The organism is Micromonospora chaiyaphumensis (genome assembly GCF_900091435.1).
GTDB lineage: Bacteria > Actinomycetota > Actinomycetes > Mycobacteriales > Micromonosporaceae > Micromonospora > Micromonospora chaiyaphumensis.
In genome coordinates this window covers 24,755-45,568 of the sequence record NZ_FMCS01000005.1, presented here as the reverse complement: position 1 = coordinate 45,568, position 20,814 = coordinate 24,755, and the positions used below count along the sequence as shown (strand labels likewise).

Here is a 20,814-nt window from a genome sequence, read left to right as displayed (position 1 = left end):
GATGACTGAGCAGAACCGGGTCGCGCGGACCATCCCCCGGCGCGGCCGCGAGCGGAACCTGGTGGACGTGCGCCCCGACTGGCCCGGCGGGCCGCTGCCGGCGCTGGTGCGGGCCAACGTGCCCGACGTCGACCTCCCCGGCTGGCTGGCCGGCCACCGCGACGAGGTCGACGAGCTGGCCCGGCGGGCCGGGGCGGTGCTGTTCCGCGGCTTCGCCGTGGCCGGCGCCGACGACTTCCGCACCGTGATGGCCGCCCTCTCCGACGACGTGCTCTCCTACGGCGAACGCTCCTCACCGCGCAGCCAGATCACCGAGGGGGTGTACACCTCCACCGAGCACCCGGCCGACCAGCCGATCGTGCTGCACAACGAGCAGTCGTACACGGTGAACTGGCCGCTGCGGATCGTCTTCCACTGCGAGGTCGAGCCGGGCGCCGGCGGGCGTACCCCCCTCGCGGACAGCCGCCGGGTGCTGGCCCGGCTCCGCCCCGGGACGGTCGCCGAGTTCGAGCGGCGCGGCGTGCTCTACCGGCGCAACTACCTGCCCGGCATCAGCCTCTCCTGGCAGACCGCGTTCCAGACCGAGCGGCGCGAGGAGGTCGAGGCGTACTGCGCCCGGGCGCTCATCGACGTGGAGTGGGTGGGCAACCGGCAGCTGCGCACCCGGCAGGTCCGTCCCGCGGTGCGCCGCCACCCCGTCACCGGGGAGCGGACCTGGTTCAACCACGCGCTGTTCTTCCACGTCACCTCGCTGCCCGACGACGTCAGCGCCGGCCTGCGCGCCGCCCTGAGCGACGAGGACCTGCCCTACCAGACCGCGTACGGGGACGGCACGCCCATCCCCGACGACGTGCTGGCCGAGCTGCGGGCCGCGTACGCCGCGGAGACCCGCTCCTTCGCCTGGCAGCGCGGCGACGTGCTGCTGGTGGAGAACATGCTGGCCGCGCACGCCCGGGAGCCGTTCACCTCGCCCCGGCGGATCCTCACCGCGATGTCCGACCCGGTCGCCGCGCCCGAGCTGACCGGGGCTCTGGATGCGGGCGCCGTGGCGACCCCGGCGGGAGGCCGGGCGTGAGCGGGCCGGGGCCGCGGCGGCGCGCCACCGGCACGGTCACCGCACCGGTGACCCGGCGGGTGCTCGTGGACGAGGAGTTCGTGCTGCTCGTCGAGGCCGCCGTGCCCGACCTCGACCTGGCGGCCTGGCTCGCCGGCCGCCACGACGAGCTGCTGGCCGACCTGGACCGCCACGGCGCGGTGTTCTTCCGCGGCTTCGAGGTGCGCACCCCCGACGACTTCAGCCTGGCCGCCCGCGCGGTCAGCCCGGACCTGCTCGGCTACCTGGAGCGGGCCGCCCCCCGGCACGAGGTCGCCGACCGGGTGTTCACCTCCACCGAGTTCAACGCCGAGCAGTGGATCCCGCTGCACCACGAGATGTCGTACTCGCACAACTGGCCCACCCTCCTCTACTTCTGGTGCGCGCAGCCGGCCACCGGCAGCGGCGGGGCCACCCCGCTGGCCAGCGAGCGGGTCATCACCCCGCTGATCCCGGCCGACGTGCGGGAGCGGTTCCTCCGCGCCGGCGTCAGCTACGTGCGCAACTACGGCCCGCACCTGGACCTGCCCTGGCAGGAGGCCTTCCAGACGACCGACCGGGCCGAGGTGGAGGCGTACTGCGCCGCCTCGGCGACCGAGTTCACCTGGCTGGGCGGGGACGGGCTGCGGACCCGGGCCCGGCGGCAGGCGGTCGCCACGCACCCGCGGACCGGGGAGACGGTCTGGTTCAACCACGCCCACCTGTTCCACGTCTCCAACATGCCGGCCGAGGTGTCCGGCGCGCTGCTGCGCGAGTACGGCCCGGACGGCCTGCCGCGCAACGCCTACTACGGCGACGGCGAGCCGATCCCCGACGAGGTGGTCACCGGCATCCGTGAGCTGTACCGGCAGCACGCCGTCTCGGTGCCCTGGCAGCGCGGCGACGTGCTGGTGGTGGACAACTTCCTGGCCACCCACGGCCGGGAACCCTTCAGCGGCGACCGGCAGATCCTGGTCGCCATGTCCGACCTCTACGTCAATCGGAGTGTGGTGTGAACGGATACCGTCTGTCGCCGATCCAGCGCCTGGCCTGGGCCGGGAAGCAGGACCTGGTCCGGGCGCGGGTCCGGCTCGGCCGGCCGCTGGACCGGGCCCGGTTGCAGGCCGCCGTCGACACGGTGGTGGCCCGGCACGAGGCGCTGCGGCTGACCCTGGTGCACCACCCCGGGCTGCGGGTGCCGCTGCAGGACGTGGACGACGCCCGCGCCGTGACGGTCGGGGCCCAGGGCGACCTGTCGGTCACGCTGACCGACGACGCGCTGGAGCTGGCCGCCACCCCGCTGATCGCCGACCCGGCGAGCCTCCGGCTGGTCCTGGCCGACCTGGCTCAGGCGTACGCCGGCGAGGTGCTGCCGGAGGACCCGGAGGCGTTGCAGTTCCTCGACGTCGCCGAGTGGCAGCTGGAGGAGCGGGAGCAGGCGCCGGCCCGCGCGCCGGCCGCGCCGGCCGCCCGGCTGGTCACGCCGGCCGGGGACGACCCGAGCGCGATCGTCACCGCGACGGTGCCGGCCGCCGCGCTCGCCGACGCGGCCCGGGCCGCGGGCGTCGAGCCGGGCACCGTGCTGCTCGCCGCCTGGGCTGTCGCCGTGTCCCGCCGGGCCGAGGCGCCGGACGGGGCCGACGAGGCGGACCTGGTGCTGGCCCGGTGGAGCGACGGCCGGCAGGCCGACGGCACCGCCGGGGTGGTGGGCCCGCTGGGCGGCTACGGCCCGCTGCGGCTGGCCCTGCCGTTGCCGGCCGCCCCCGCCGACCTGCTGGCCGGCGTCCGCGCCGCCGAGGTCGCCGCCGAGGAGACGTTCCACCTGGTCGACCCGGTGGACGAGCAGTCCGGGGCGGTCGCCGGTTTCGCGCTGCTGCCCGCCGTGGACGCGTCCACGGTGGCCGGTCTCGGCGCCGTGCAGGTGACGGTCGCCGACCCGGCACCGGCTGCCGGCCCGCAGCTCACCGCGCTGGCCGAGGGCGACCGGGTCGTCCTGCGGGTGATCGGCGGGCAGTGGCTGCTCGACGCGCTGCTGGCCGTCCTGCGCAGCCTGCCCGCCGCGCTCACCGACGGCGCCCCGCTCGCCGTCCTCGGCGACGGGGAGGCCAGCTGGCTGTCCGACGCGGCCGGAACCCCCTCCGAGGTGGCCGCGCGTACCCTCGTGGACCTGCTGGACGCGGGCCTCGCCGGGATGGCCGCGGATGCCCCGGCGGTGGTCGCCGCGGACGGCGCGTACACCGCCGACGAGCTGCGCGAACGGGCCGGCCGGGTGGCCGGTGCCCTCGCGGCGCGTGGCCTCGCCGGCGCTCCGGTCGGGGTGCTGGCCGCCCGGTCCCGGGAGACCGTCGTGGCGTTCCTCGGCGTGCTGCGGGCCGGGGCCGTGTTCGTGCCGCTGGACCCGGACGCCCCGGCGCCGCGCCTGGCCGCCCAGCTCCGGGCGGTCGGCGCGGAGGTCGTCGTCGGCGCCGGCGGCCCGGCGACCGTGAGCGTCGCGGACCTGGTCGCGGCCGGCGGTCCGCCGCCCGCCGCGGCGCCGGTCCCGGCCGACCCGGCGTACGTGATCTTCACGTCGGGTTCCACCGGCACGCCCCGCCCGGTCCAGGTGTCGCACGGCGCCGCGGCGCACCTCGCCGGCGCGCTGGAGCAGACCGTGTACGCGGGCAGCCACCCCGGCCTGCGGGTGGCCGTGAACGCCCCGCTCACCTTCGACGCCTCGGTCAAGCAGCTCGTGCAGCTCGGCCACGGCCGCAGCCTCTACCTGGTGCCCGAGGAGGTCCGCCGGGACGGCGCGGCGCTCGCCGCCGCGCTGGCCGGCAACGGCGTCGACGTGCTCGACCTGACCCCCGCCCAGCTGCGCATCCTGCTCGCCGGTGCCGGGGACACCCGGCTGCCCGGCCTGCTGCTGCTCGGCGGCGAGGCGGTCCCGCCGGACCTGTGGGACACGGTCGCGGCGCTGCCCGGCGTCCGCGCCGTCAACCTGTACGGCCCGACCGAGTGCACCGTGGACACCAGCGCCGCGGAGATCCGCGCCGGGGACGCCCCGACCATCGGCCGGCCGCTGCCGGGCGTCCGGGTGTGGGTGCTGGACGAGCGCCTGCGGCCGGTGCCGCCGGGCGTGGCCGGCGAACTCTGCGTCAGCGGCCCGCAGCTCGCCGACGGCTACCTGGGCAACCCGGAGGCCACGGCCCGGCGCTTCGTCGAGGTGGCCTTGCCGTCCGGTGGCACCGCGCGGGTCTACCGGACCGGCGACCGGGTCCGTTTCGACGCCGACCGGCGGCTGCGCTACCTGGGCCGCCTGGACGACCAGGTGAAGATCCACGGGTTCCGGGTGGAGCCGGGCGAGGTCGCCGCCGTCCTGCGCGGGCACCCCGAGGTCGCCGACGCCGCGGTGGTCGCCCGCGACGACGACGGGTACGGCGACCGGCTCGTCGCCTACGTCCGGCCCGGCGAGCGGCCGGCCCCGGCCGTCGACGTCGACCGGATCGCCGGGGTCAACCCCCACGAGACCCGCTACCTGTACGACGAGATCTTCGTGCAGCAGGTCTACCTGCGCGACGGCATCGTGCTGCGGCCCGGTGCGACAGTGCTCGACGTGGGCGCGAACATCGGCATGTTCTCGCTCTTCGTCCACGCCGTCTGTCCGGACGCGACGATCCACGCGTTCGAGCCGGTGCCGTCGGTGGTGGACGTGCTGCGCCGCAACGTCGCCGAGTTCGGCGTGCCGGCCACCGTGCACGGGTTCGGGCTGGCCCGGGCGGCCGGGGAGGTGTCCTTCACCTACTACCCGGGCTACTCGATGATGTCCGGCCACGCCGCCTACGCCGACCCGGACGCCGAGGTCGCGGTGATCAAGCGGTACCTGACCAACGAGCGCGACGCCGGCGCGGACGAGCGGGACGTCCTGCTCGGCCGGGTGGACGAACTGCTCGCCGAGCGCTTCGCCGGCCGGCAGCTCACCGTGCCGGTGCGGCCGCTCTCGGCCGTCCTGGACGAGCTCGCCCCGGAGCGGATCGACCTGCTGAAGATCGACGTGCAGCGGGCCGAGGCGGACGTGCTGGCCGGGCTGGAGGACCGGCACTGGCCGCTCATCGCGCAGGTCGCCATGGAGGTGCACGACGCGCCCGGTGCCGACACCGCGGGCCGGCTCGCCGAGCTGGTCGCCCTCTTCGAGGCGCGTGGCTTCACCGTGGTCACCCGGCAGGACGACCTGCTGGCCGGCACCGACCGGCACACGCTGCACGCCGTGCGTCCCGGGTACGCCGACGACCCGCGACCCGCGGTGGTCACGGCGGCCGCACCGGCGGGCGGCCCGCTGTCCGAGCGGCTGTCCGGCTGGCTGGCCGACCGGCTTCCCGCCCACCTGCTCCCGGCCGCGGTCGTGCTCCTCGACGAGCTGCCGCTGACCCGCAACGGCAAGCTCGACCGCGCGGCGCTGCCCGCGCCACGCCTCGGCCGGCCCGGCGCGGGCGTCTCCCCCGCCAACCGGGCCGAGGAGATCCTGGTCGAGGCGTGGCGCGAGGTGCTCGGGGTGGCCGACTTCGGGGTGACCGACAGCTTCTTCGCCCTGGGCGGGGACTCGATCCGCAGCATCCAGATGCAGGTGGCGGCGCAGAAGCGCGGGCTGTCCTTCCAGCTCAACGACATCTTCACCCACCAGACGATCCGGGAGCTGGTCGAGCACGGGCAGCTCAACCTCGACGGCGTCGAGACCGGGCCCGGCGTGGCGGAGACCGGGCGGTTCGCGCTGGTGTCCGCCGCCGACCGGGAACGGCTGCCGGGCGGGCTCGCCGACGCGTACCCGATGACCGCGCTCCAGCAGGGCATGGTCTACCACGGCGAGCTGACCGGCGACCCGGCCATGTACCACAACGTCACGGCGCACCGGGTCGCCGCACCGCTGGACGCGGCGGCGCTGCGCCGCGCGCTGGCCGGGCTGGTGGCCGCCCATCCGGTGCTGCGGACCGGGTTCGCGCTGGGCGCGTACTCCGAGCCGTTGCAGCTCGTGCACGCGGACGTGCCGGTCGAGGTGCCGGTGACCGACCTGGCCGGCGCCGACCCGCAGGCCCGCCGGGCGCGCATCGACGACCTCGTCGCCGAGGAGCGGGCACGCCCGTTCGACTGGGCCCGCCCGCCGTTGCTGCGCCTGCACGCCGTGCGGGAGGACGACGACGCGTTCACGCTGATCGTCGCCGAGTACCACGGCATCCTCGACGGCTGGAGCCTGCACCGGTTCCTCACCGACCTGCTCGCCGCGTACGACGGTGAGCGGGCCGGCCGGGCCCGCCCGGCCGATCCCGGCCTGCCGTTCCGGGAGTACGTGGCGGCGGAGCGGCGCGCCCTGGCCGACCCGGCCACCCGCCGGTTCTGGCTGGACGGGGCCGGCTCGGCACGGCCGCTGCTGCTCGGCGGGGCGCAGCCGCGGACCACCACCACCCAGCGGGTGCCGCTGCGGGCGGGCACCACGGAGGCCGTCGGCGCGGCGGCCCGGGCAGCCGGCGTCCCGGTCAAGTCCTGGCTGTTCGCCGCCCACCTGCGGCTGATCGGCGAACTGGCCGGCCGGGACGACGTGGTCAGCGGCCTGGTCGTCGGCGGCCGGCCGGAGGGCGAGGGCAGCGACGCCACCCTGGGCCTGTTCCTCAACACCCTGCCGGTGCGCGTGGCGCTGGGCACCCGGTCCCCCGCCGAACTGGCCGCCGAGGTGTGGCGGGCGGAACGGGAGCTGATGGGGCACCACCGGTTCCCGCTCGCCGAGATCGTCCGCGCGGGCGGCGCCGGCCCCCGCTTCGACCACTTCTTCAACTGGACGCACTTCCCGCACGGTCCCGCCGACGGCGGCAGCCGCATCGTGGACAGCCGGGGCATCACCGTCGACGTGGCGTTCAGCCTCGCCGTCGACGCCGAACTGGACGCCGGGACCGGCCGGCTGGCCCTCACCGTCCAGTACGACCACCGGCACGTTCCCGCGGAACGGGTGGACGCCCTGGCCGACGGCTTCCGCCGGTTGCTGGCCGCCGACCCGGCCGCGCCCCTGCCGCCCGTCGCCCCCGCCGGGCCGGCGGCCGGCGACGCGCGCGGCGAGTGGGCCACCCGGGTGGCGGGCGCCTGGCAGGAGGTGCTCGGTGCCGCGCCGCGTGATCCGGGCACCGACTTCCTGGCCGCCGGCGGGGACTCGCTGCGCGCCCTGCGGCTGGTCACCGTGCTGCGGCAGCGCCACGGCAGCGACCTCACGCTGCCCGAGTTCACGGCGCTGGGCAGCTACGGGGCGCTGGTGGACCGGGTGGCGCGCTCATGACCGGCCCCGGCACGGCCGCCGTGCACGGCGACGACGGCCTGGTCCCCGGTGGGGCCGTGGCGCCGCCGATCGTGCAGAGCGCGACGTTCAGCGCCGAGTCCGACGAGCGGTTCACCGAGATCGCCACCGAGGCCCGGGGCAGCGCCTTCTACACCCGCTACGGCAACCCGAACCACGCCCAGGTGGCGGCCGTGGTCGCCGAGCTGGAGGGGGCGGAGACGGGCCTGGTCACCGCCTCCGGCATGGGCGCGATCAGCACGATCGCCCTGGCCCTGCTCTCCGCCGGCGACCACGTGGTGGTGCAGCGCAGCACGTACGGCGGCACCACCTCGCTGGCCACCGGCCTGCTGCCGCGCTTCGGGGTGTCCTGCACCCAGGTCGACCAGACCGACAGCGGGGCGTTCGAGCGGGCGCTGCGCCCGGAGACCCGCCTGGTGCTGGTGGAGACGCCGAGCAACCCGCTGCTGGAGCTGACCGACCTGGCGGCGGTGGCCGCCTCGGCCCACGCGGCGGGCGCGCTCGTGGTGGTCGACAACACCTTCGCCACGCCGGTCAACCAGCGGCCGCTGGGCGCCGGGGCGGACCTGGTCTGGCACAGCGGCACCAAGTTCCTCGGCGGTCACTCCGACGTGTCGGCCGGCGTGGTCGTCGGCCCCGCCGGGCTCGTCGAGCGGGTGTGGCGGACGTCGATCGTCACCGGCAGCACGCTCGGCCCGGTGGACGCCTGGCTCCTGCTGCGCGGCATCCGCACGCTGCCGCTGCGGGTGCAGCGGCACAACGACAACGCCCTCGCCCTGGCCCGGGCCCTGGAGGGGCACCCGGCGGTGGCCCGGGTCCGCTACCCCGGGCTGCCGTCGCACCCCCAGCACGACCTGGCGCGCCGGCAGATGACCGGTTTCGGCGGGGTGCTCGGCGTCGACCTCGCGGCGGGCCGGGCGGGGGCCGCCGCCCTGCTGGCCGGGCTGCGGCTGGCGAAGCGCGCGGCCAGCCTGGGCAGCGTCAGCACGCTGGTGGTGCATCCCCGGTCGATGTGGGCGGGGATCGTGGACGCCGGCCAGCTGGCAGCCACCGGCATCGGGGAGGGGCTGGTCCGCGTGTCCACCGGCATCGAGGACACGTCCGACCTGGTGGACGACTTCCGGGCGGCGCTGGACACCGTACCGACCTGACGCGGGGCGGGCGCCGGTGCATGGTCCGGGCGGCAACGGGAATCGGAGTGCCGCCAGCAGCACCGACGGACGCCAGGAGCCACGCCATGACGGACCTCTCGCCCACCGGGTCGCCGCCGCAGGCGGGCGACGGCGGCTTCGCCGTCGTGGAGATGTTCACCTCGCAGGGCTGCGAGAGCTGCCCGCCCGCCGAGGAGGTGCTGACCGAGATCGAGCGGGACGCCCGCCGGCGGGGCGAGCCCGTCTTCGCCCTCGGCTTCCACGTCGACTACTGGGACCACCTGGGCTGGCCCGATCCCTACGCGGCCGCGGCGTACACGGCCCGGCAGGAGGCGTACGCGCGGGCGTTCGGCACCGGGCACCTCTACACGCCGCAGATGGTGGTCAACGGCACCGCCGAGTTCGTCGGCTCCGACCGGCGGCGGGCGGCCGACGCGATCACCTCCGCGCTGTCGGCGGCGGCCACCGCGCCGCTCGCCCTGACGGTCGGGAACGCGGGCGGCGGGCACGTGGCCGTGGACTACCGGGTCGACCGGCCGCCCGCGCGGGGCATGCTGCACGTGGCGGTCGTGGAGCGCGGCCTGGAGAACGACGTGCCCCGGGGCGAGAACGCCGGCCGCCGGTTGCGGCAGGACAACGTCGTGCGGGCCTTCACCTCGGTCGGCCTGAACGCCGAGGAGGGCCGGGTGGAGCTGTCCGTGCCGCCGGACCTCGATCCCGCGCAGGCGTCGGTGATCGGCTACGTGCAGCAGGAGGGGGAACGGGCCGTCGTCGGCGCCGCGGCCGTCGACGTGTCCGCCTGAGCCCGGCCGCGCGCCGCACACCCGAGGAGCACTGCCTGATGAGCATCGGCCAGCAGCAGCGCCTCACGCCGGACGTCGCCCTGTTCCTGCTCGCCTCGATCATCGTGTCGTTCGTCGCCGCGTCGACGGCCCCGAGCCCCCTGTACGGGATCTACCAGGCGCGCTGGCACTTCTCGTCGATCACCACCACCCTGGTGTTCGCCGTCTACGCCGCCGCGGTGCTGGCGTCCCTGCTCACCGTGGGCAAGCTCTCCGACCATGTCGGGCGGCGCCCGGTCCTGCTCGCCGCGATCGCGGTCCAGATGATCTCGCTGGTCATCTTCGTCCTCGCCGGCGGCGTACCCGAGCTGGTGGCCGCGCGCGTCGTCCAGGGCATCGCGGCCGGCGCCGCCACCGGCGCGGCGGCCGCCGGCATGCTCGACGTCGACCGGTCCCGCGGCACGCTCGCCAACTCGATCGCCCCAGGGATCGGCACCGGCGTCGGTGCGCTGCTCTCCGCGCTGCTCGTCCAGTACCTGCCCGCACCGACGCGTCTGGTGTACCTCGTCCTGCTCGTGGTCCTGCTCATCCAGGGCATCGGGGTCCTGCTGATGCCGGAGACGGTCACACCGATGGCGGGAGCCCTGCGGAGCCTGCGGCCGGAGATCCGGCTGCCCCCCGCGGTACGCGGGCCCCTGCTGGCCGTCGCCCCGGTCGCCTTCGCCGTCTGGGCCCTCGCGGGGTTCTTCGCCGCGCTCGGCCCGGCGCTCGTGCGTGCCCTCATGAACTCCTCGATCGTGCTCGGGGGCCTGAGCATCTTCGTCTTCGCCGTCTTCGGGTCCGCCGCCATCCTCGTGCTGCGCGACCGGCCCGCGCGAACCGTCATGCTCACCGGCGTCGCCGCGCTCGTCGTCGGCATGGTCATCACGCTGGTGTCGGTCTCCGCCGATTCCATCGCCGGCTTCTTCGTCGGTCTCGCGTTCGGGGGCGTCGGCTTCGGTGGCGGCTTCCAGGGCAGCCTCAAGACCGTCACGCCGCTGGTCGAGGCGCACGAGCGCGCCGGCGTGCTCTCGCTGCTCTACATCATCTCCTACGTCGGCTTCGGCCTGCCCACGGTGATCGCCGGGTTCCTCGTGGTCCACGGCGGCGGCCTGCGCCGGACCGCCGAGGAGTACACGGTCGCCGTCCTCGTGCTCGCCGTGGTCGCCCTGCTCGCGCTGCGCCGCACGGGCCGGGAGACGCGGGTCGGCGCGCGATAGCGTCAGGGGGATGCACAACCCGTCCGGACCCGCCGCCCTCACCACGGCCGAACGCGCGATCGACGCCCGCTTCCGGGCGGTGCTCGCCCGGCTGCCCCGGCGCGGGCCGGCCGGCTGGCTCACCGAGTTCGCGGTCTTCGGGTTCAAGCAGGCCTGGGCCTGCGTCTTCGGTGGGGCGATGCTGGCGGTCATCTTCGCGGCGCATCTGTGGTACCCGGGCGACGCCGCGTTCGCCCGCAACGACTTCCTGACGCTCGCGGCGGTCGCCATCCAGATCGCCATGGTGGCCGGGCGCCTGGAGACCCTGCGCGAGCTGCGGGTGGTGGTGCTGTTCCACCTCGTCGGCACGGCCATGGAGTTGTTCAAGACCGAGGTGGGCTCCTGGTCCTACGCGCCCGAGGGCGTGCTGAGGATCGGCGCGGTGCCCCTCTTCAGCGGCTTCATGTACGCCGCGGTGGGCTCCTACCTGGTCCGGGTGTACCGGCTGTTCGACCTGCGTTTCACCCGCTACCCGAGGCGCTGGGTGACGGCGGTGCTGGCCGCCGCCATCTACGCCAACTTCTTCACCAACCACTACCTGTTCGACGTGCGGTGGCTGCTCATCGCCGCCGTCGCGCTCGTGTTCGGGCGCTGCGTCATGCAGTTCCGCATCTTCCGGTTCCGGTGGCGCATGCCGCTGCTGCTGGCGTTCCTCCTGGTCGCCTTCTTCATCTGGCTCGCCGAGAACATCGCCACCTGGTCCAACGCCTGGCTCTATCCCAGCCAGCTGGGCGGCTGGCACCTCGTCTCGCCCGCGAAGCTCGCGTCGTGGTTCCTTCTCATGATCATCTCGGTGGTGCTGGTCACCTGGATCTCCCCGCCGCAGCCGCCCGACGAGCCGCAGCCGGCCACGGCGAGGGACCCCGGCCTGGCCGACGCGGCGACCGGACCGGCCACCGTCACGCGACCGGCGCCGGGGCGCTGAGCGGGCCCTGGTTGCCGCTGCGGTCCAGCCCGGCGACGCAGTAGGTGAGCGGCTGGCCGGCCGGGGCGGCCGGGTCCACCCAGTCACCTCCACGGGTGGTGCCGACGAGCCGGGCGACGCCGCCCTCGACGCGGTAGACGGCGAAGCTCACGGCGGCGTCGCCGCGCCAGGTCAGCGCCACCCCGCCGGTGTCCGGACGCCGGGCGCCGGTGATCGCGGGTGCGGGCGGCGGCGCGACCGGCAGCTGGGCCATCGTGGGCGGCAGCGCGGGAGCGGCGTAGTGCGCCCGGCTGTACCGGCTGACCGCACCGAGCTTGTCGGCGCGCACCTGCCGGGCGCTGAAGTGCACGCTCCCGCTCACCCCGTACCGCCGGTTCAGGGCGAGCTGGCGGTCCAGCTCGGCCGGATCCCGCCAGGCGCCGCGCTCACCGACCCGGTAGTCGGCCTGGCCGATGTAGAGCTGCACCCGGGTGCCCCGGACCGTGGCCGCCCACCACGGCAGCAGCTTGGCGTAGTCGGCCTTGCCGAAGCCGATGTGCCAGTAGAGCTGCGGCACCACGTAGTCCAGCCACTGCCGGCGTACCCACAGCCGGGTGTCGGCGTAGATGTCGTCGTAGCTCTGCAGGCCCGCGGTGGGCGAGCCGGCCGGGTCGGTGCGCTCGTTGCGCCAGATGCCGAACGGGCTGATGCCGAACTTCACCCACGGCTTCATCGCCTTGATCCGCTCGCTCATCTCGCGGACCAGGGTGTTCACGTTGTCCCGGCGCCAGGCGTGCCGGTCGGCGAACCCCCGGCCGTAGCGGGCGAACGCCGCGTCGTCCGGGAAGTCCTGCCCCGCCTCCGGATAGGGGTAGAAGAAGTCGTCGAAGTGCACCCCGTCGACGTCGTACCGCTGGACCGCCTCCAGCATGGCGTCCTCGACGAACTTGCGCGCCTCGGGGATGCCGGGGTTGAAGTAGAGGCGACTGCCGGGCCGGTCGGCGCTGGGGTAGGTCACCACCCAGTCGCGGTGCCGTCGCAGCGGGTGGGTCGGCGCGAGCTGGTCCAGCCGGGGGCCCGGCCCGCCCACCGTGGCCGGCTGGCCGCCGCGGTAGGGGTTGAACCAGGCGTGGAACTCCAGGTTGCGGGCATGGGCCTCGGCGACCATGAACTCCATCGGGTCCCAGCCCGGGTCGCGGCCGTCGCGGCGCCCGGTCAGCCACTCCGACCACGGCGCGTAGGCCGACGGCCAGAGCGCGTCCCCACTCGGCCGCACGTGCACGAAGACCGCGTTGTGGTTGCGGCGCACCGCCAGGTCGAGCCAGCCGCGGAACTCGGCCCGCGCCGCCTCGGCCGGCAGCCCCCGCCGGCTCGGCCAGTCGATGTTGTTCACCGTCGTGATCCACATGCCGCGCACCTCGCGGGTCGCCCGGACCGGCCGGCCCGCGCAGTCCCGGCCACCGCCCGCCGCGGCGACCGCGGCCGCGTCAGCCGGTTCCGCCCGGCCACCGTCGCCGGTGACCCGGTCCCGCAGCGACCAGGCACCGACCGCGGCCACCACGGCGAGCGCGACGACCACCGCGACGAGCGCCCGGGTGCGGCGGTGGGGAACGGGCGGTACGGACGGATCGGCGGAGGGCATCGCCCCAGTCTGCCAGCGCCCCCCGACGGATGAACCGGCCGGAACCGCTTCTTAACGGCCACCTAAGGCGCCGGCGTGGGCCGGTCCCCTGTGGACCGGCCCACGCTGGTCGCCTCAGCCCTGGATGAGCGAGGCGCCGTAGTAGGTCAGCGAACCGATCTGCGCGTCACCGACCGGCCGCAGCAGCGGGGCGTACCAGACGGTCCGGGAGCCGTTGGGGCTCACGCCGGGGCAGACCGCCGTGCCGGTCACCCCGGCGGAGACGGTGCCACGCGCGTCGATCCGCCCGTCCGACCGGTACGAGTAGACCGGCCCGCCGCTGTCGCCCGGCGCGGCGGCGCAGCCCCCGGCGACGATGTGGTTGGCCTGGGTCACCGGCCCGATCACGTAGCCGACGTTGACGAACTGGTTGACCACGTCGACCCGCAGGCTGCAGTGCTCACCGCTGGAGGAGCCGCCGGTGCACACGTAGTTGCCGACGTAGTCCGAGGCGGCCCCGCCGACGCCGATGCTGGTCGCCGCGTTGTACGCCCCGGTGTAGATCCGGCCGCCCGCCGCGACCCTGATCATCAGGGTGTCCCGCGGGTTGTTGTCGTTGATGATCGGGCCCATGGTGTTGGTGGGGCCACCACCGTCGTAGGCGACCTGGCCGTTCGCGCCGCAGTGCCCGGCGCTGAGGATCTGCCGGGCGTCGTTCCAGTAGACCCCGAAGCCGGTGGTGCAGCCACCGCCCGCGTAGTACCGCGCCCCGCCCCAGTAGGGGGCGAAGTCGTTCTGGCGGTTGAGCAGCGTGGCGCTCGGCGTGGTGCGCACGCTCAACGGCAGCCGCGCGGTGCCCAGGAGGTCCCGCTTGCCGGACGCGAGCGCCTTGCCGGTGACGGTCACGGCGAGCCCGCTGCCGTCGACCTTGGCGGCCACCGAGACGGCCCGCGGGTCGGCGGCGAGCCGCCGGGCCTCGGCGTCCATCTCGCGCTGGTGGAACCGGGCCGGCTTGAACGTCACCGGCACGTCGAGCCGCTCGGCCAGGTCGCGGACGGCCCCGGGCACCCGTCCCTTCCAGTAGACGGTGAGCCTGCGGGACTCCGGCGCGGCCACCACGCCCGCGAAGCCCGCGCCGCGCGCGGCCGTGATCTCGCCGGCCGCCGCGTTGAGCCGGTCCTGCGCCGCGAACAGCGCGCGCCAGCTGGCGAACCCGCCCGGCACGGCCTCGGCCGGCTGGGCCGACGGCGTGACGGGTTTGCCGTCGGCCACCGCCGGGGCCGCGAGGGCGCCGGTGGCGACGATCGCGGCGGCCAACGCGAGAATGGTACGGCGCATGACCGTACCTCCGCGTCCGCCCGATGTCATGTGACTCATGGAGACGTACCTCCTGCAGATGAGAGCCGCCGGGGTGACAATTCCCCCGGTCGACTCGAATTCTGCGGCGGTGAATCCCATTCACCAGGCTCCTGCTGCCAAACGGACTCAGCCATTTACTTCAAAGGGGGCGCCGTGCGACCATTGCCGGTTCGTTGACCTGGGAAGATGCCTTGGCAATGCCATCATCTGCAATTTCGCCGGACTGTCGGGAATACGTGCCGGGATTAGACAACTGCTCGCCTTTCCCGGGCACCGTCGCGCAAATTTCACCAGCTATTCGCAAACCCCTTCCCGTCCTTTCCGGCAAGCGACCCCGCCACGTCGCACGGCCGGCCGTGGTGCGGCACCGTGTTCGTGTCGGCCGGCGACCTGCCGCCCGGCACCCGGACCCCGTCGGGACGACCGCGTGAGCGTCGGCACCGCCTGAGCTCGACGCCCGGCCGGGGTCCGGCCGTGCGGCTATGGTCGGGCGGTGGATGAGCTGTTCGAGGCGGCCGGGACGCTCCGCGCGGCGTACCGGGGGGTCGACTGGGCGTCGACGCCACTGGGTGCGGCGTCCGGCTGGAGTCCGACGCTGCGCGCCGCCGTCGACCTCACCCTGCACTCCCGGTTCCCGGTGACGCTGTTCTGGGGCCCGGAGTTCGTCATGGTCTACAACCAGGCCTACGTCGAGATGATCGGGCACAAGCACCCGGCCGCGCTCGGCGCCCCGGCGGCGCGGGTGTTCGCCGAGATCTGGGACGTCATCGGGCCGATGCTCCGCTCGGTGCGGTCGACCCGGCGCGCGACCTGGACGCAGGACATGCGGCTGCTGATGGACCGGCGCGGCTACCCCGAGGAGTGCTTCTTCACGTTCTCCTACTCCGCGGTCCGCAACCCGGACGGCGAGGTCGAGGGCGTCATCGACATCGCGACCGAGACCACCGCGCAGGTGCTGTCGCAGCGACGGTTGATCATGCTGGTCGGGCTCAGCGACGCCCTGAGCAGCCTCGACGACCCGGCGGAGATCCTCGAACGGGCGGTGCGGGTGCTGCGCAGCGACCCCGAGGACCTGCCGGACGTCGACATCCTCGTGCCGGACGCCACCGCCGGCGCCGGTCGCCCGCCCCTGCCCGCCGTGCCGTCGACGATCTTCCGGGATGGGGACTTCGTGCTGGAGACGACGGCGGATGTCCCCGTGCTGCGGGTGCGGCTGCCGGGCCCGCCGCCGTACGCGGAGACGGTCCTGGTGGCGCGGCTGAGCCAGCACCTCCCCCTCGACGACGGCTATGTCGGGTTCGTGCGGCTGGCGGGTGCGACGGTGGCGCAGGCGCTGCAGCGGGCGCAGACCCGGCAGGCCGAGCGGCGGGTCGCGACCCTGGAACGGGACCTGTCGGAGCGACTCCAACGCAGCCTGCTGACCCCACCCGCCCAGCCGCCGGGGACGGAGGTGGCGGTCCGCTACCAGCCGGCGATCGAACGGGCGCGGATCGGCGGTGACTGGTACGACTCGTTCCAGGAGAGCGACGGCTCGCTGACGCTGGTGATCGGCGACGTGGCGGGCCACGACCAGCAGGCCGCCGCGACCATGGCGCAGATCCGCAACCTGCTCCGCGGCGTCGCGTACGCGGCGCGGAAGCCACCGGGCGGGGTGTTGGAGGGCCTGGAGGCGACGATGCGGGGCCTGGGCGTGGACGCCCTGGCGACTGCGGTCCTGGCCCGGGTGGAACAGGACGAGGCGCGGCCCCGGGACGGCACCCGCACCCTGACGTGGTCCAACGCCGGCCACCTGCCACCGGTGCTCGTGACGCCCGACGGGGCCGCGACGCTGCTGCGCACGCCGCCGGAGATGCTGCTGGGTGTCCGGCCCGGTGTCGCGCGGAGTGCTCACCGGGTCACCCTCGCGCCCGGCTGCGCCGTCGTCCTGTACACCGACGGCCTGATCGACCGGCGCGACGCGATCATCGACGACGGGCTGGCGGCGCTGGTGGGCAGCCTCACGGGCCGGCACGGGTCGACCGCCGAGCAGCTCTGCGACGAGCTGCTGGCCCGCTTCGCCCCCGGCAGCGACGACGACATCGCCCTGGTCGTGCTGCGGATTCCGCCGGAGCCCCCCGGCGTCCCCGGGTAGGGCGGGCGCCGCCGGGGTGCCGCCCGGCAATATCCGGAATGCAGGTAGCCTCTTTTGCCATGGGCGGTTTCGGGCCGCCGGCCGGGATCAACTCCACGAGGGCCGGGCACACGCGACGCGAGGCCTCGTCGCTGCTCTCCCGGGACTTCACCTCCGCCACCATCACCGAGCTGCGGCACGCCGTCACCGCGGCCGTCGCGGCGGCCGGGCTGGCCGGCGCGCGGGCCGAGGACTTCGTCCTGGCCGTCCACGAGCTGGTCACCAACGCGGTACGCCACGGCGGCGGCACGGGTCACCTGCACCTCCGCCGGCAGGGCGACCTCCTGACCTGCGACGTCGTCGATCACGGTCCGGGTGTCGAGGCACCGCCGATCCGGCAGGTCGCCGGCGACGCGGCCGGCGGCCGGGGCCTCTGGCTGGCCGACCACCTGGCCGACTCACTGTCCCTCCACCGACGCGCCGACGGCACGACCGCCACCGTGACCATGGCGCTGAGCTGACCGGACCCCGCGCGGTACCGACGCGGCCTCAGTCGACGTCGACCCAGTCGAGGGTGCGGCCCACCGCCTTCTTCCAGCGGGCGTAGCCGGTCTCACGCTGTTCCGGCGACCAGGTCGGCTGCCAGCGCCGGCTCTCGTTCCAGTTCTCCCGCAGTTCGTCGGTGCTCTTCCAGAACCCGACGGCGAGCCCGGCCGCGTAGGCCGCGCCGAGGGCGGTGGTCTCGGCGACCACCGGCCGGCTGACCGGCACGCCGAGGATGTCCGCCTGGAGTTGCATGCACAGGTCGTTGACGGTGACGCCGCCGTCGACCTTCAGGCACTCCAGGGGCACCCCGCAGTCCTGCTCCATGGCCTCGGCCACGTCCCGGCTCTGGTAGCAGATCGCCTCCAGGGTGGCCCGGGCGATGTGCGCGTCGGTGTTGAACCGGGACAGCCCGACGATGGCGCCGCGGGCGTCGGAGCGCCAGTACGGGGCGAACAGGCCGGAGAACGCCGGCACGAAGTACACCCCGCCGCTGTCCTCGACCTGGCGGGCCAGGATCTCGCTCTGCGCGGCCGTGCTGATGATCTTGAGCTGGTCGCGCAGCCACTGCACCGCCGAACCGGTGACCGCGATAGAGCCCTCCAGCGCGTAGACCGGCGCGTCGTCACCGAACTGGTAGCAGACCGTGGTGAGCAGCCCGGCCTTCGACCGCACGATGTCGGTGCCGGTGTTGAGCAGCAGGAAGTTGCCGGTGCCGTAGGTGTTCTTCGCCTCGCCCGGCGCGAAGCAGACCTGCCCGACCGTGGCCGCCTGCTGGTCGCCCAGGTCACCGGTGATCCGGACCGGCCCGGTGAACGGCCCGTGCGGCACGGTGCTGCCGTACGAGCGCGGGTCGGAGGACGGCCGGATCTCCGGCAGCATGGCCCGCGGGATGCCGAAGAACGAGAGCAGCTCGTCGTCCCAGTCCAGCGTCTCCAGGTTCATGAGCATGGTGCGGCTGGCGTTGGTGGGATCGGTGACGTGCACGCCGCCCTCGGTGCCGCCGGTCAGGTTCCAGAGCAGCCACGTGTCGGTGTTGCCGAAGACGGCCTCGCCCCGCTCGGCGGCCTCCCGGACCCCGTCGACGTTCTCCAGGATCCACTGGATCTTCCCGGCCGAGAAGTACGTGGCCGGCGGCAGTCCCGCCCTGCGCCGGATCACGTCGCCCTTGCCCTCGCGTTCCAGCGCCGAGGCGATCCGGTCGGTGCGGGTGTCCTGCCAGACGATCGCGTTGTGGTAGGGCCGGCCGGTCCGGCGGTTCCACACCACCGTGGTCTCGCGCTGGTTGGTGATGCCGAGCGCGGCCAGGTCGGAGCCGGCCAGGCCGTGCTCGTTCATCGCGGTCTGGATCACCGTCTGGGTCCGTTCCCAGATCTCCAGCGGGTTGTGCTCGACCCAGCCCGCCCGCGGCATGATCTGCTGGTGTTCGAGCTGGTGGCGGCCGACCTCGTTGCCACCGTGGTCGAAGATCATGAATCGGGTGCTGGTCGTGCCCTGGTCCACGGCGCCGACGAAGTCAGCCATGCGGGGGTCTCCTCACTGCGGGCGGCGCGGGCGTCATCGTGAGGTGAACCGTAGGAAACATCGCGATGCCGGGTCAACGAGAGTCGGTCGGCAGGAGTGGGCGCATGAAGGTGCGCTCGTAGCGGAGGACGCAGCCCGAGTCGTCGCGGATGCGGTCGGCCGCCACGAACTCCGGGTCCGCACCGAACCGTGCGCGGTAGCGCTCGTACGCCGCCAGGCTGTCGAAGCTGAACAGCGCCTCGGCCCGGTCGCTGGCGCCCTCGGCGGGCAGGAAGTAGCCGTGGTGCACGCCGCCGTGCTTGGCGACCAGCCGCATCCACTCGCTGGCGAAGCGTTCGAACGCCTCGATCTGCGCGGGGTCGATGGTGTAGTGCACGACGCAGGTGATCACGGCCCCACCCTACGGGCCACGCCGGCACCCACCAGGCGCGAGTGCCGGCGTGGCCGGGTTGGTCAGGCGCAGCCCAACGCCTGGTCGTAGCCGCGCGGCAGGTCTCCGGCCGCGACCTTGTCGGCGGTCTCCCAGAACACCTCCGGCCAGTCGCCCTCGTCGTTCATCTGGTGCAGCACCTGCCACTTGTGGCTGCTGCGCAGCGCGTCGGCGGCCCGCCGGAGGGCGGCGTCGTCGCCGGCCCGTTTCGCGCGCTGCCATTCGGCGATCCAGGCGCAGCCGACCCGGGACGTGACCTGCGCGCCGAACTGGTACGCGTCGTTGGTGCCGAGGCCGGCCAGCGCGGCCCGGTCGAAGTCCGGTGGCAGCGGAATGTCGGCGAGCACCTTCGCGGCCTGCTCGTCCACCCGGGCCGGCGTGACGATCTCCGGCGGGAGCGCGGCCAGCCAGGTACGCACGTCGACGCGGACGACGTGGGTGAGGAGCCGGTCGAACTCGGTGCGGTTCCCGCCCCCGGCGCGCAGTTCGACGAAGACGCCGTCGCGGGGGCGGAGCAGGACCGCGAAGTCCTCGGCGCTGTAGCGGAACAGGTCACCCGACCATCCGTCCACCTTCACCGCCTCCGGGGCGCTGACGTTGCGCCGGTCCGCGTGGTAGCCGGCGTACTGGTCCGCCGGGTACCAGTTCATGTCCATCTGCTGTCCGCCGTTGCGGAACGCGATGGTGCCCTGCTTCTCGGCGAACCCGTAGACGGTGGTCACCTGCCAGCCGGGCTCGTCGATCAGCAACCGGGGGTTCTCCTCGGCGGCCTTCAACGCCACGGGCGAGAACACGATCGACGTGGTCGGCCCGGCGCTGGTCGGCGCGACCGTCTCCGTGGGAGCCGCCCGACGGTCGCCCGGAGGCTCGCCGTAGACGGTGACCACCGCGAGGACGCCGATGAGTGCCGCGGCCGCGGTCAGCGGGCCGGCGAGGCGGCGAACCAGGCCGCGGCGCGTCCGGGAGCGGCGCGGTGCATCGGCGACGCGGTCGGGCGTCGGTTCGGACATGATCTCCTCCAGGAGAGCCTGCTCGGCCCCGTCGAGGTGCCTGATGACCTCGGGCCGGTAGGGGTCGGCGTCGCGGACCAGCCGGTCGACGTGCTCCTCGGTCATCTGCCCTCCTTCGGGGCGGGTGCGGTCAGGACGTCGAGTACATGTCCGGGTGGGCCCAGGTCGTCACCGACGAGTTCGCGGAGCCGGGACCGCGCCCGCGACAGGCGGGTGCGGACCGCGGCCGGGCTCACCCCGAGGACCTCGGCGGCCTCGCGCGGTTCCAGGCCCTCCCACACGGTGAGCAGCAGCACCTCGCGGTCCAGGTCGCCGAGCCGGGCGAGCGCGGCCCGGACGGCGAGCCGTTCCGGCACCTCGCTGCCCGGGTCGCCACCGAGCACCGCGGTGATCCGCTGGCGGAGCCGCTCCCCCAGCCGCTGCCGGCGTACGCCGCCACGGTGGTGGTTGGCGAGCACGCGGCGGGCGACGCCGTAGAGCCAGAGCCGGGCCTCGCCGTCGGCCGGCAGGTCGCGTCTTCGGCGCCAGGCGACGAGAAAGGTCTCGGCGACGACGTCGGCCGCGTCCTCGGGGTCCGCGACGCGGCGCAGGGCGTACGCCAGCAGCGGCTCGAAGTCGGCGGCGTAGGCGCGTCGGAAGCGGTCCTCGTGCGCGGTCCCGGGGCTCACGTCCATCCCATGTCCGGTCGGGCACCGATCGT

At 74.6% G+C, this 20,814-nt stretch carries 15 protein-coding genes; 9 read left to right on the top strand and 6 right to left on the bottom strand.

All coding sequences use genetic code 11. The annotated features are described in order from the left end of the window. Window position 1: 1 nt before the first annotated feature. The 7 genes from GA0070214_RS14900 to GA0070214_RS14870 all read left to right on the top strand — a co-directional run bounded on the left by GA0070214_RS14900 (window position 2) and on the right by GA0070214_RS14870 (window position 11,538). The gene (locus GA0070214_RS14900) at window positions 2-1,075 is read left to right on the top strand and encodes a TauD/TfdA family dioxygenase (protein ID WP_091263215.1); all 1,074 of its coding nucleotides are present in this window, start codon (window positions 2-4) and stop codon (window positions 1,073-1,075) included. Next, window positions 1,072-2,088, top strand: a complete 1,017-nt coding sequence (locus GA0070214_RS14895; protein WP_091263213.1) for a TauD/TfdA family dioxygenase — start codon at window positions 1,072-1,074, stop codon at window positions 2,086-2,088. Before GA0070214_RS14900 ends, GA0070214_RS14895 begins: the two co-directional genes overlap by 4 nt. After that, window positions 2,085-7,364 carry a non-ribosomal peptide synthetase gene (locus GA0070214_RS14890; protein ID WP_091263211.1) on the top strand — a complete coding sequence of 1,760 codons (5,280 nt, stop codon included), beginning with the start codon at window positions 2,085-2,087 and terminating at the stop codon, window positions 7,362-7,364. Before GA0070214_RS14895 ends, GA0070214_RS14890 begins: the two co-directional genes overlap by 4 nt. Next, on the top strand, window positions 7,361-8,533 hold the full coding sequence (locus tag GA0070214_RS14885) for a trans-sulfuration enzyme family protein (protein WP_091263208.1): 1,173 nt from the start codon (window positions 7,361-7,363) through the stop codon (window positions 8,531-8,533). Before GA0070214_RS14890 ends, GA0070214_RS14885 begins: the two co-directional genes overlap by 4 nt. Window positions 8,534-8,619: 86 nt before the next feature. After that, window positions 8,620-9,336 (top strand): DUF1223 domain-containing protein, encoded by a 717-nt coding sequence (locus tag GA0070214_RS14880; RefSeq protein WP_167364274.1) that lies wholly within the window; start codon window positions 8,620-8,622, stop codon window positions 9,334-9,336. A 38-nt stretch (window positions 9,337-9,374) separates the two neighbouring features. Next, window positions 9,375-10,574 (top strand): MFS transporter, encoded by a 1,200-nt coding sequence (locus GA0070214_RS14875; RefSeq protein ID WP_091263205.1) that lies wholly within the window; start codon window positions 9,375-9,377, stop codon window positions 10,572-10,574. 10 nt (window positions 10,575-10,584) lie between these two features. Next, window positions 10,585-11,538, top strand: coding sequence for a DUF817 domain-containing protein (locus GA0070214_RS14870; protein WP_091263203.1), 954 nt, complete (start codon window positions 10,585-10,587; stop codon window positions 11,536-11,538). On the opposite strand, the gene GA0070214_RS14865 is transcribed toward GA0070214_RS14870, so the two are convergent. Then, window positions 11,513-13,159: a glycoside hydrolase family 10-like protein gene (locus tag GA0070214_RS14865; RefSeq protein WP_091263201.1), complete on the bottom strand. Its 1,647-nt coding sequence runs from the start codon at window positions 13,157-13,159 to the stop codon at window positions 11,513-11,515. The genes GA0070214_RS14870 and GA0070214_RS14865 overlap by 26 nt on opposite strands. A 114-nt stretch (window positions 13,160-13,273) precedes the next feature. Then, the gene (locus GA0070214_RS31850; protein WP_091263198.1) at window positions 13,274-14,476 is read right to left on the bottom strand and encodes a S1 family peptidase; all 1,203 of its coding nucleotides are present in this window, start codon (window positions 14,474-14,476) and stop codon (window positions 13,274-13,276) included. A 514-nt stretch (window positions 14,477-14,990) separates the two neighbouring features. Here GA0070214_RS31850 and GA0070214_RS14855 point away from each other — a divergent pair. Both GA0070214_RS14855 and GA0070214_RS14850 read left to right on the top strand, forming a co-directional pair. Next, on the top strand, window positions 14,991-16,628 hold the full coding sequence (locus GA0070214_RS14855) for a SpoIIE family protein phosphatase (protein ID WP_091263196.1): 1,638 nt from the start codon (window positions 14,991-14,993) through the stop codon (window positions 16,626-16,628). Window positions 16,629-16,687: 59 nt separating this feature from the next. Beyond that, window positions 16,688-17,128, top strand: a complete 441-nt coding sequence (locus tag GA0070214_RS14850; RefSeq protein ID WP_167364273.1) for an ATP-binding protein — start codon at window positions 16,688-16,690, stop codon at window positions 17,126-17,128. A 28-nt stretch (window positions 17,129-17,156) separates the two neighbouring features. On the opposite strand, the gene glpK is transcribed toward GA0070214_RS14850, so the two are convergent. The 4 genes from glpK to GA0070214_RS14830 form a co-directional block, all read right to left on the bottom strand. After that, complete coding sequence (glpK, locus tag GA0070214_RS14845) at window positions 17,157-18,674, bottom strand: glycerol kinase GlpK (protein ID WP_091263194.1); 1,518 nt, start codon at window positions 18,672-18,674, stop codon at window positions 17,157-17,159. A 73-nt stretch (window positions 18,675-18,747) separates the two neighbouring features. After that, window positions 18,748-19,065: an NIPSNAP family protein gene (locus GA0070214_RS14840; protein WP_091263192.1), complete on the bottom strand. Its 318-nt coding sequence runs from the start codon at window positions 19,063-19,065 to the stop codon at window positions 18,748-18,750. 62 nt (window positions 19,066-19,127) lie between these two features. Continuing rightward, window positions 19,128-20,219: a hypothetical protein gene (locus GA0070214_RS14835; RefSeq protein ID WP_091263190.1), complete on the bottom strand. Its 1,092-nt coding sequence runs from the start codon at window positions 20,217-20,219 to the stop codon at window positions 19,128-19,130. Beyond that, on the bottom strand, window positions 20,216-20,788 hold the full coding sequence (locus GA0070214_RS14830) for an RNA polymerase sigma factor (RefSeq protein WP_091263188.1): 573 nt from the start codon (window positions 20,786-20,788) through the stop codon (window positions 20,216-20,218). The genes GA0070214_RS14835 and GA0070214_RS14830 overlap by 4 nt, the downstream gene beginning before the upstream one ends. Window positions 20,789-20,814: the final 26 nt, after the last annotated feature.

What these genes read in the sequence shown, in the direction of transcription:
- GA0070214_RS14900 (WP_091263215.1), top strand. Translation starts at nt 2, where the DNA reads ATGACTGAGCAGAACCGGGTCGCGCGGACCATCCCCCGGCGCGGCCGC.
- GA0070214_RS14885 (WP_091263208.1), top strand. Translation starts at nt 7,361, where the DNA reads ATGACCGGCCCCGGCACGGCCGCCGTGCACGGCGACGACGGCCTGGTC.
- GA0070214_RS14880 (WP_167364274.1), top strand. Translation starts at nt 8,620, where the DNA reads ATGACGGACCTCTCGCCCACCGGGTCGCCGCCGCAGGCGGGCGACGGC.
- GA0070214_RS14875 (WP_091263205.1), top strand. Translation starts at nt 9,375, where the DNA reads ATGAGCATCGGCCAGCAGCAGCGCCTCACGCCGGACGTCGCCCTGTTC.
- GA0070214_RS14870 (WP_091263203.1), top strand. Translation starts at nt 10,585, where the DNA reads ATGCACAACCCGTCCGGACCCGCCGCCCTCACCACGGCCGAACGCGCG.
- GA0070214_RS14865 (WP_091263201.1), bottom strand. Translation starts at nt 13,159, where the DNA reads ATGCCCTCCGCCGATCCGTCCGTACCGCCCGTTCCCCACCGCCGCACC.
- GA0070214_RS31850 (WP_091263198.1), bottom strand. Translation starts at nt 14,476, where the DNA reads ATGCGCCGTACCATTCTCGCGTTGGCCGCCGCGATCGTCGCCACCGGC.
- GA0070214_RS14850 (WP_167364273.1), top strand. Translation starts at nt 16,688, where the DNA reads ATGGGCGGTTTCGGGCCGCCGGCCGGGATCAACTCCACGAGGGCCGGG.
- glpK (WP_091263194.1), bottom strand. Translation starts at nt 18,674, where the DNA reads ATGGCTGACTTCGTCGGCGCCGTGGACCAGGGCACGACCAGCACCCGA.
- GA0070214_RS14835 (WP_091263190.1), bottom strand. Translation starts at nt 20,219, where the DNA reads ATGACCGAGGAGCACGTCGACCGGCTGGTCCGCGACGCCGACCCCTAC.
- GA0070214_RS14830 (WP_091263188.1), bottom strand. Translation starts at nt 20,788, where the DNA reads ATGGACGTGAGCCCCGGGACCGCGCACGAGGACCGCTTCCGACGCGCC.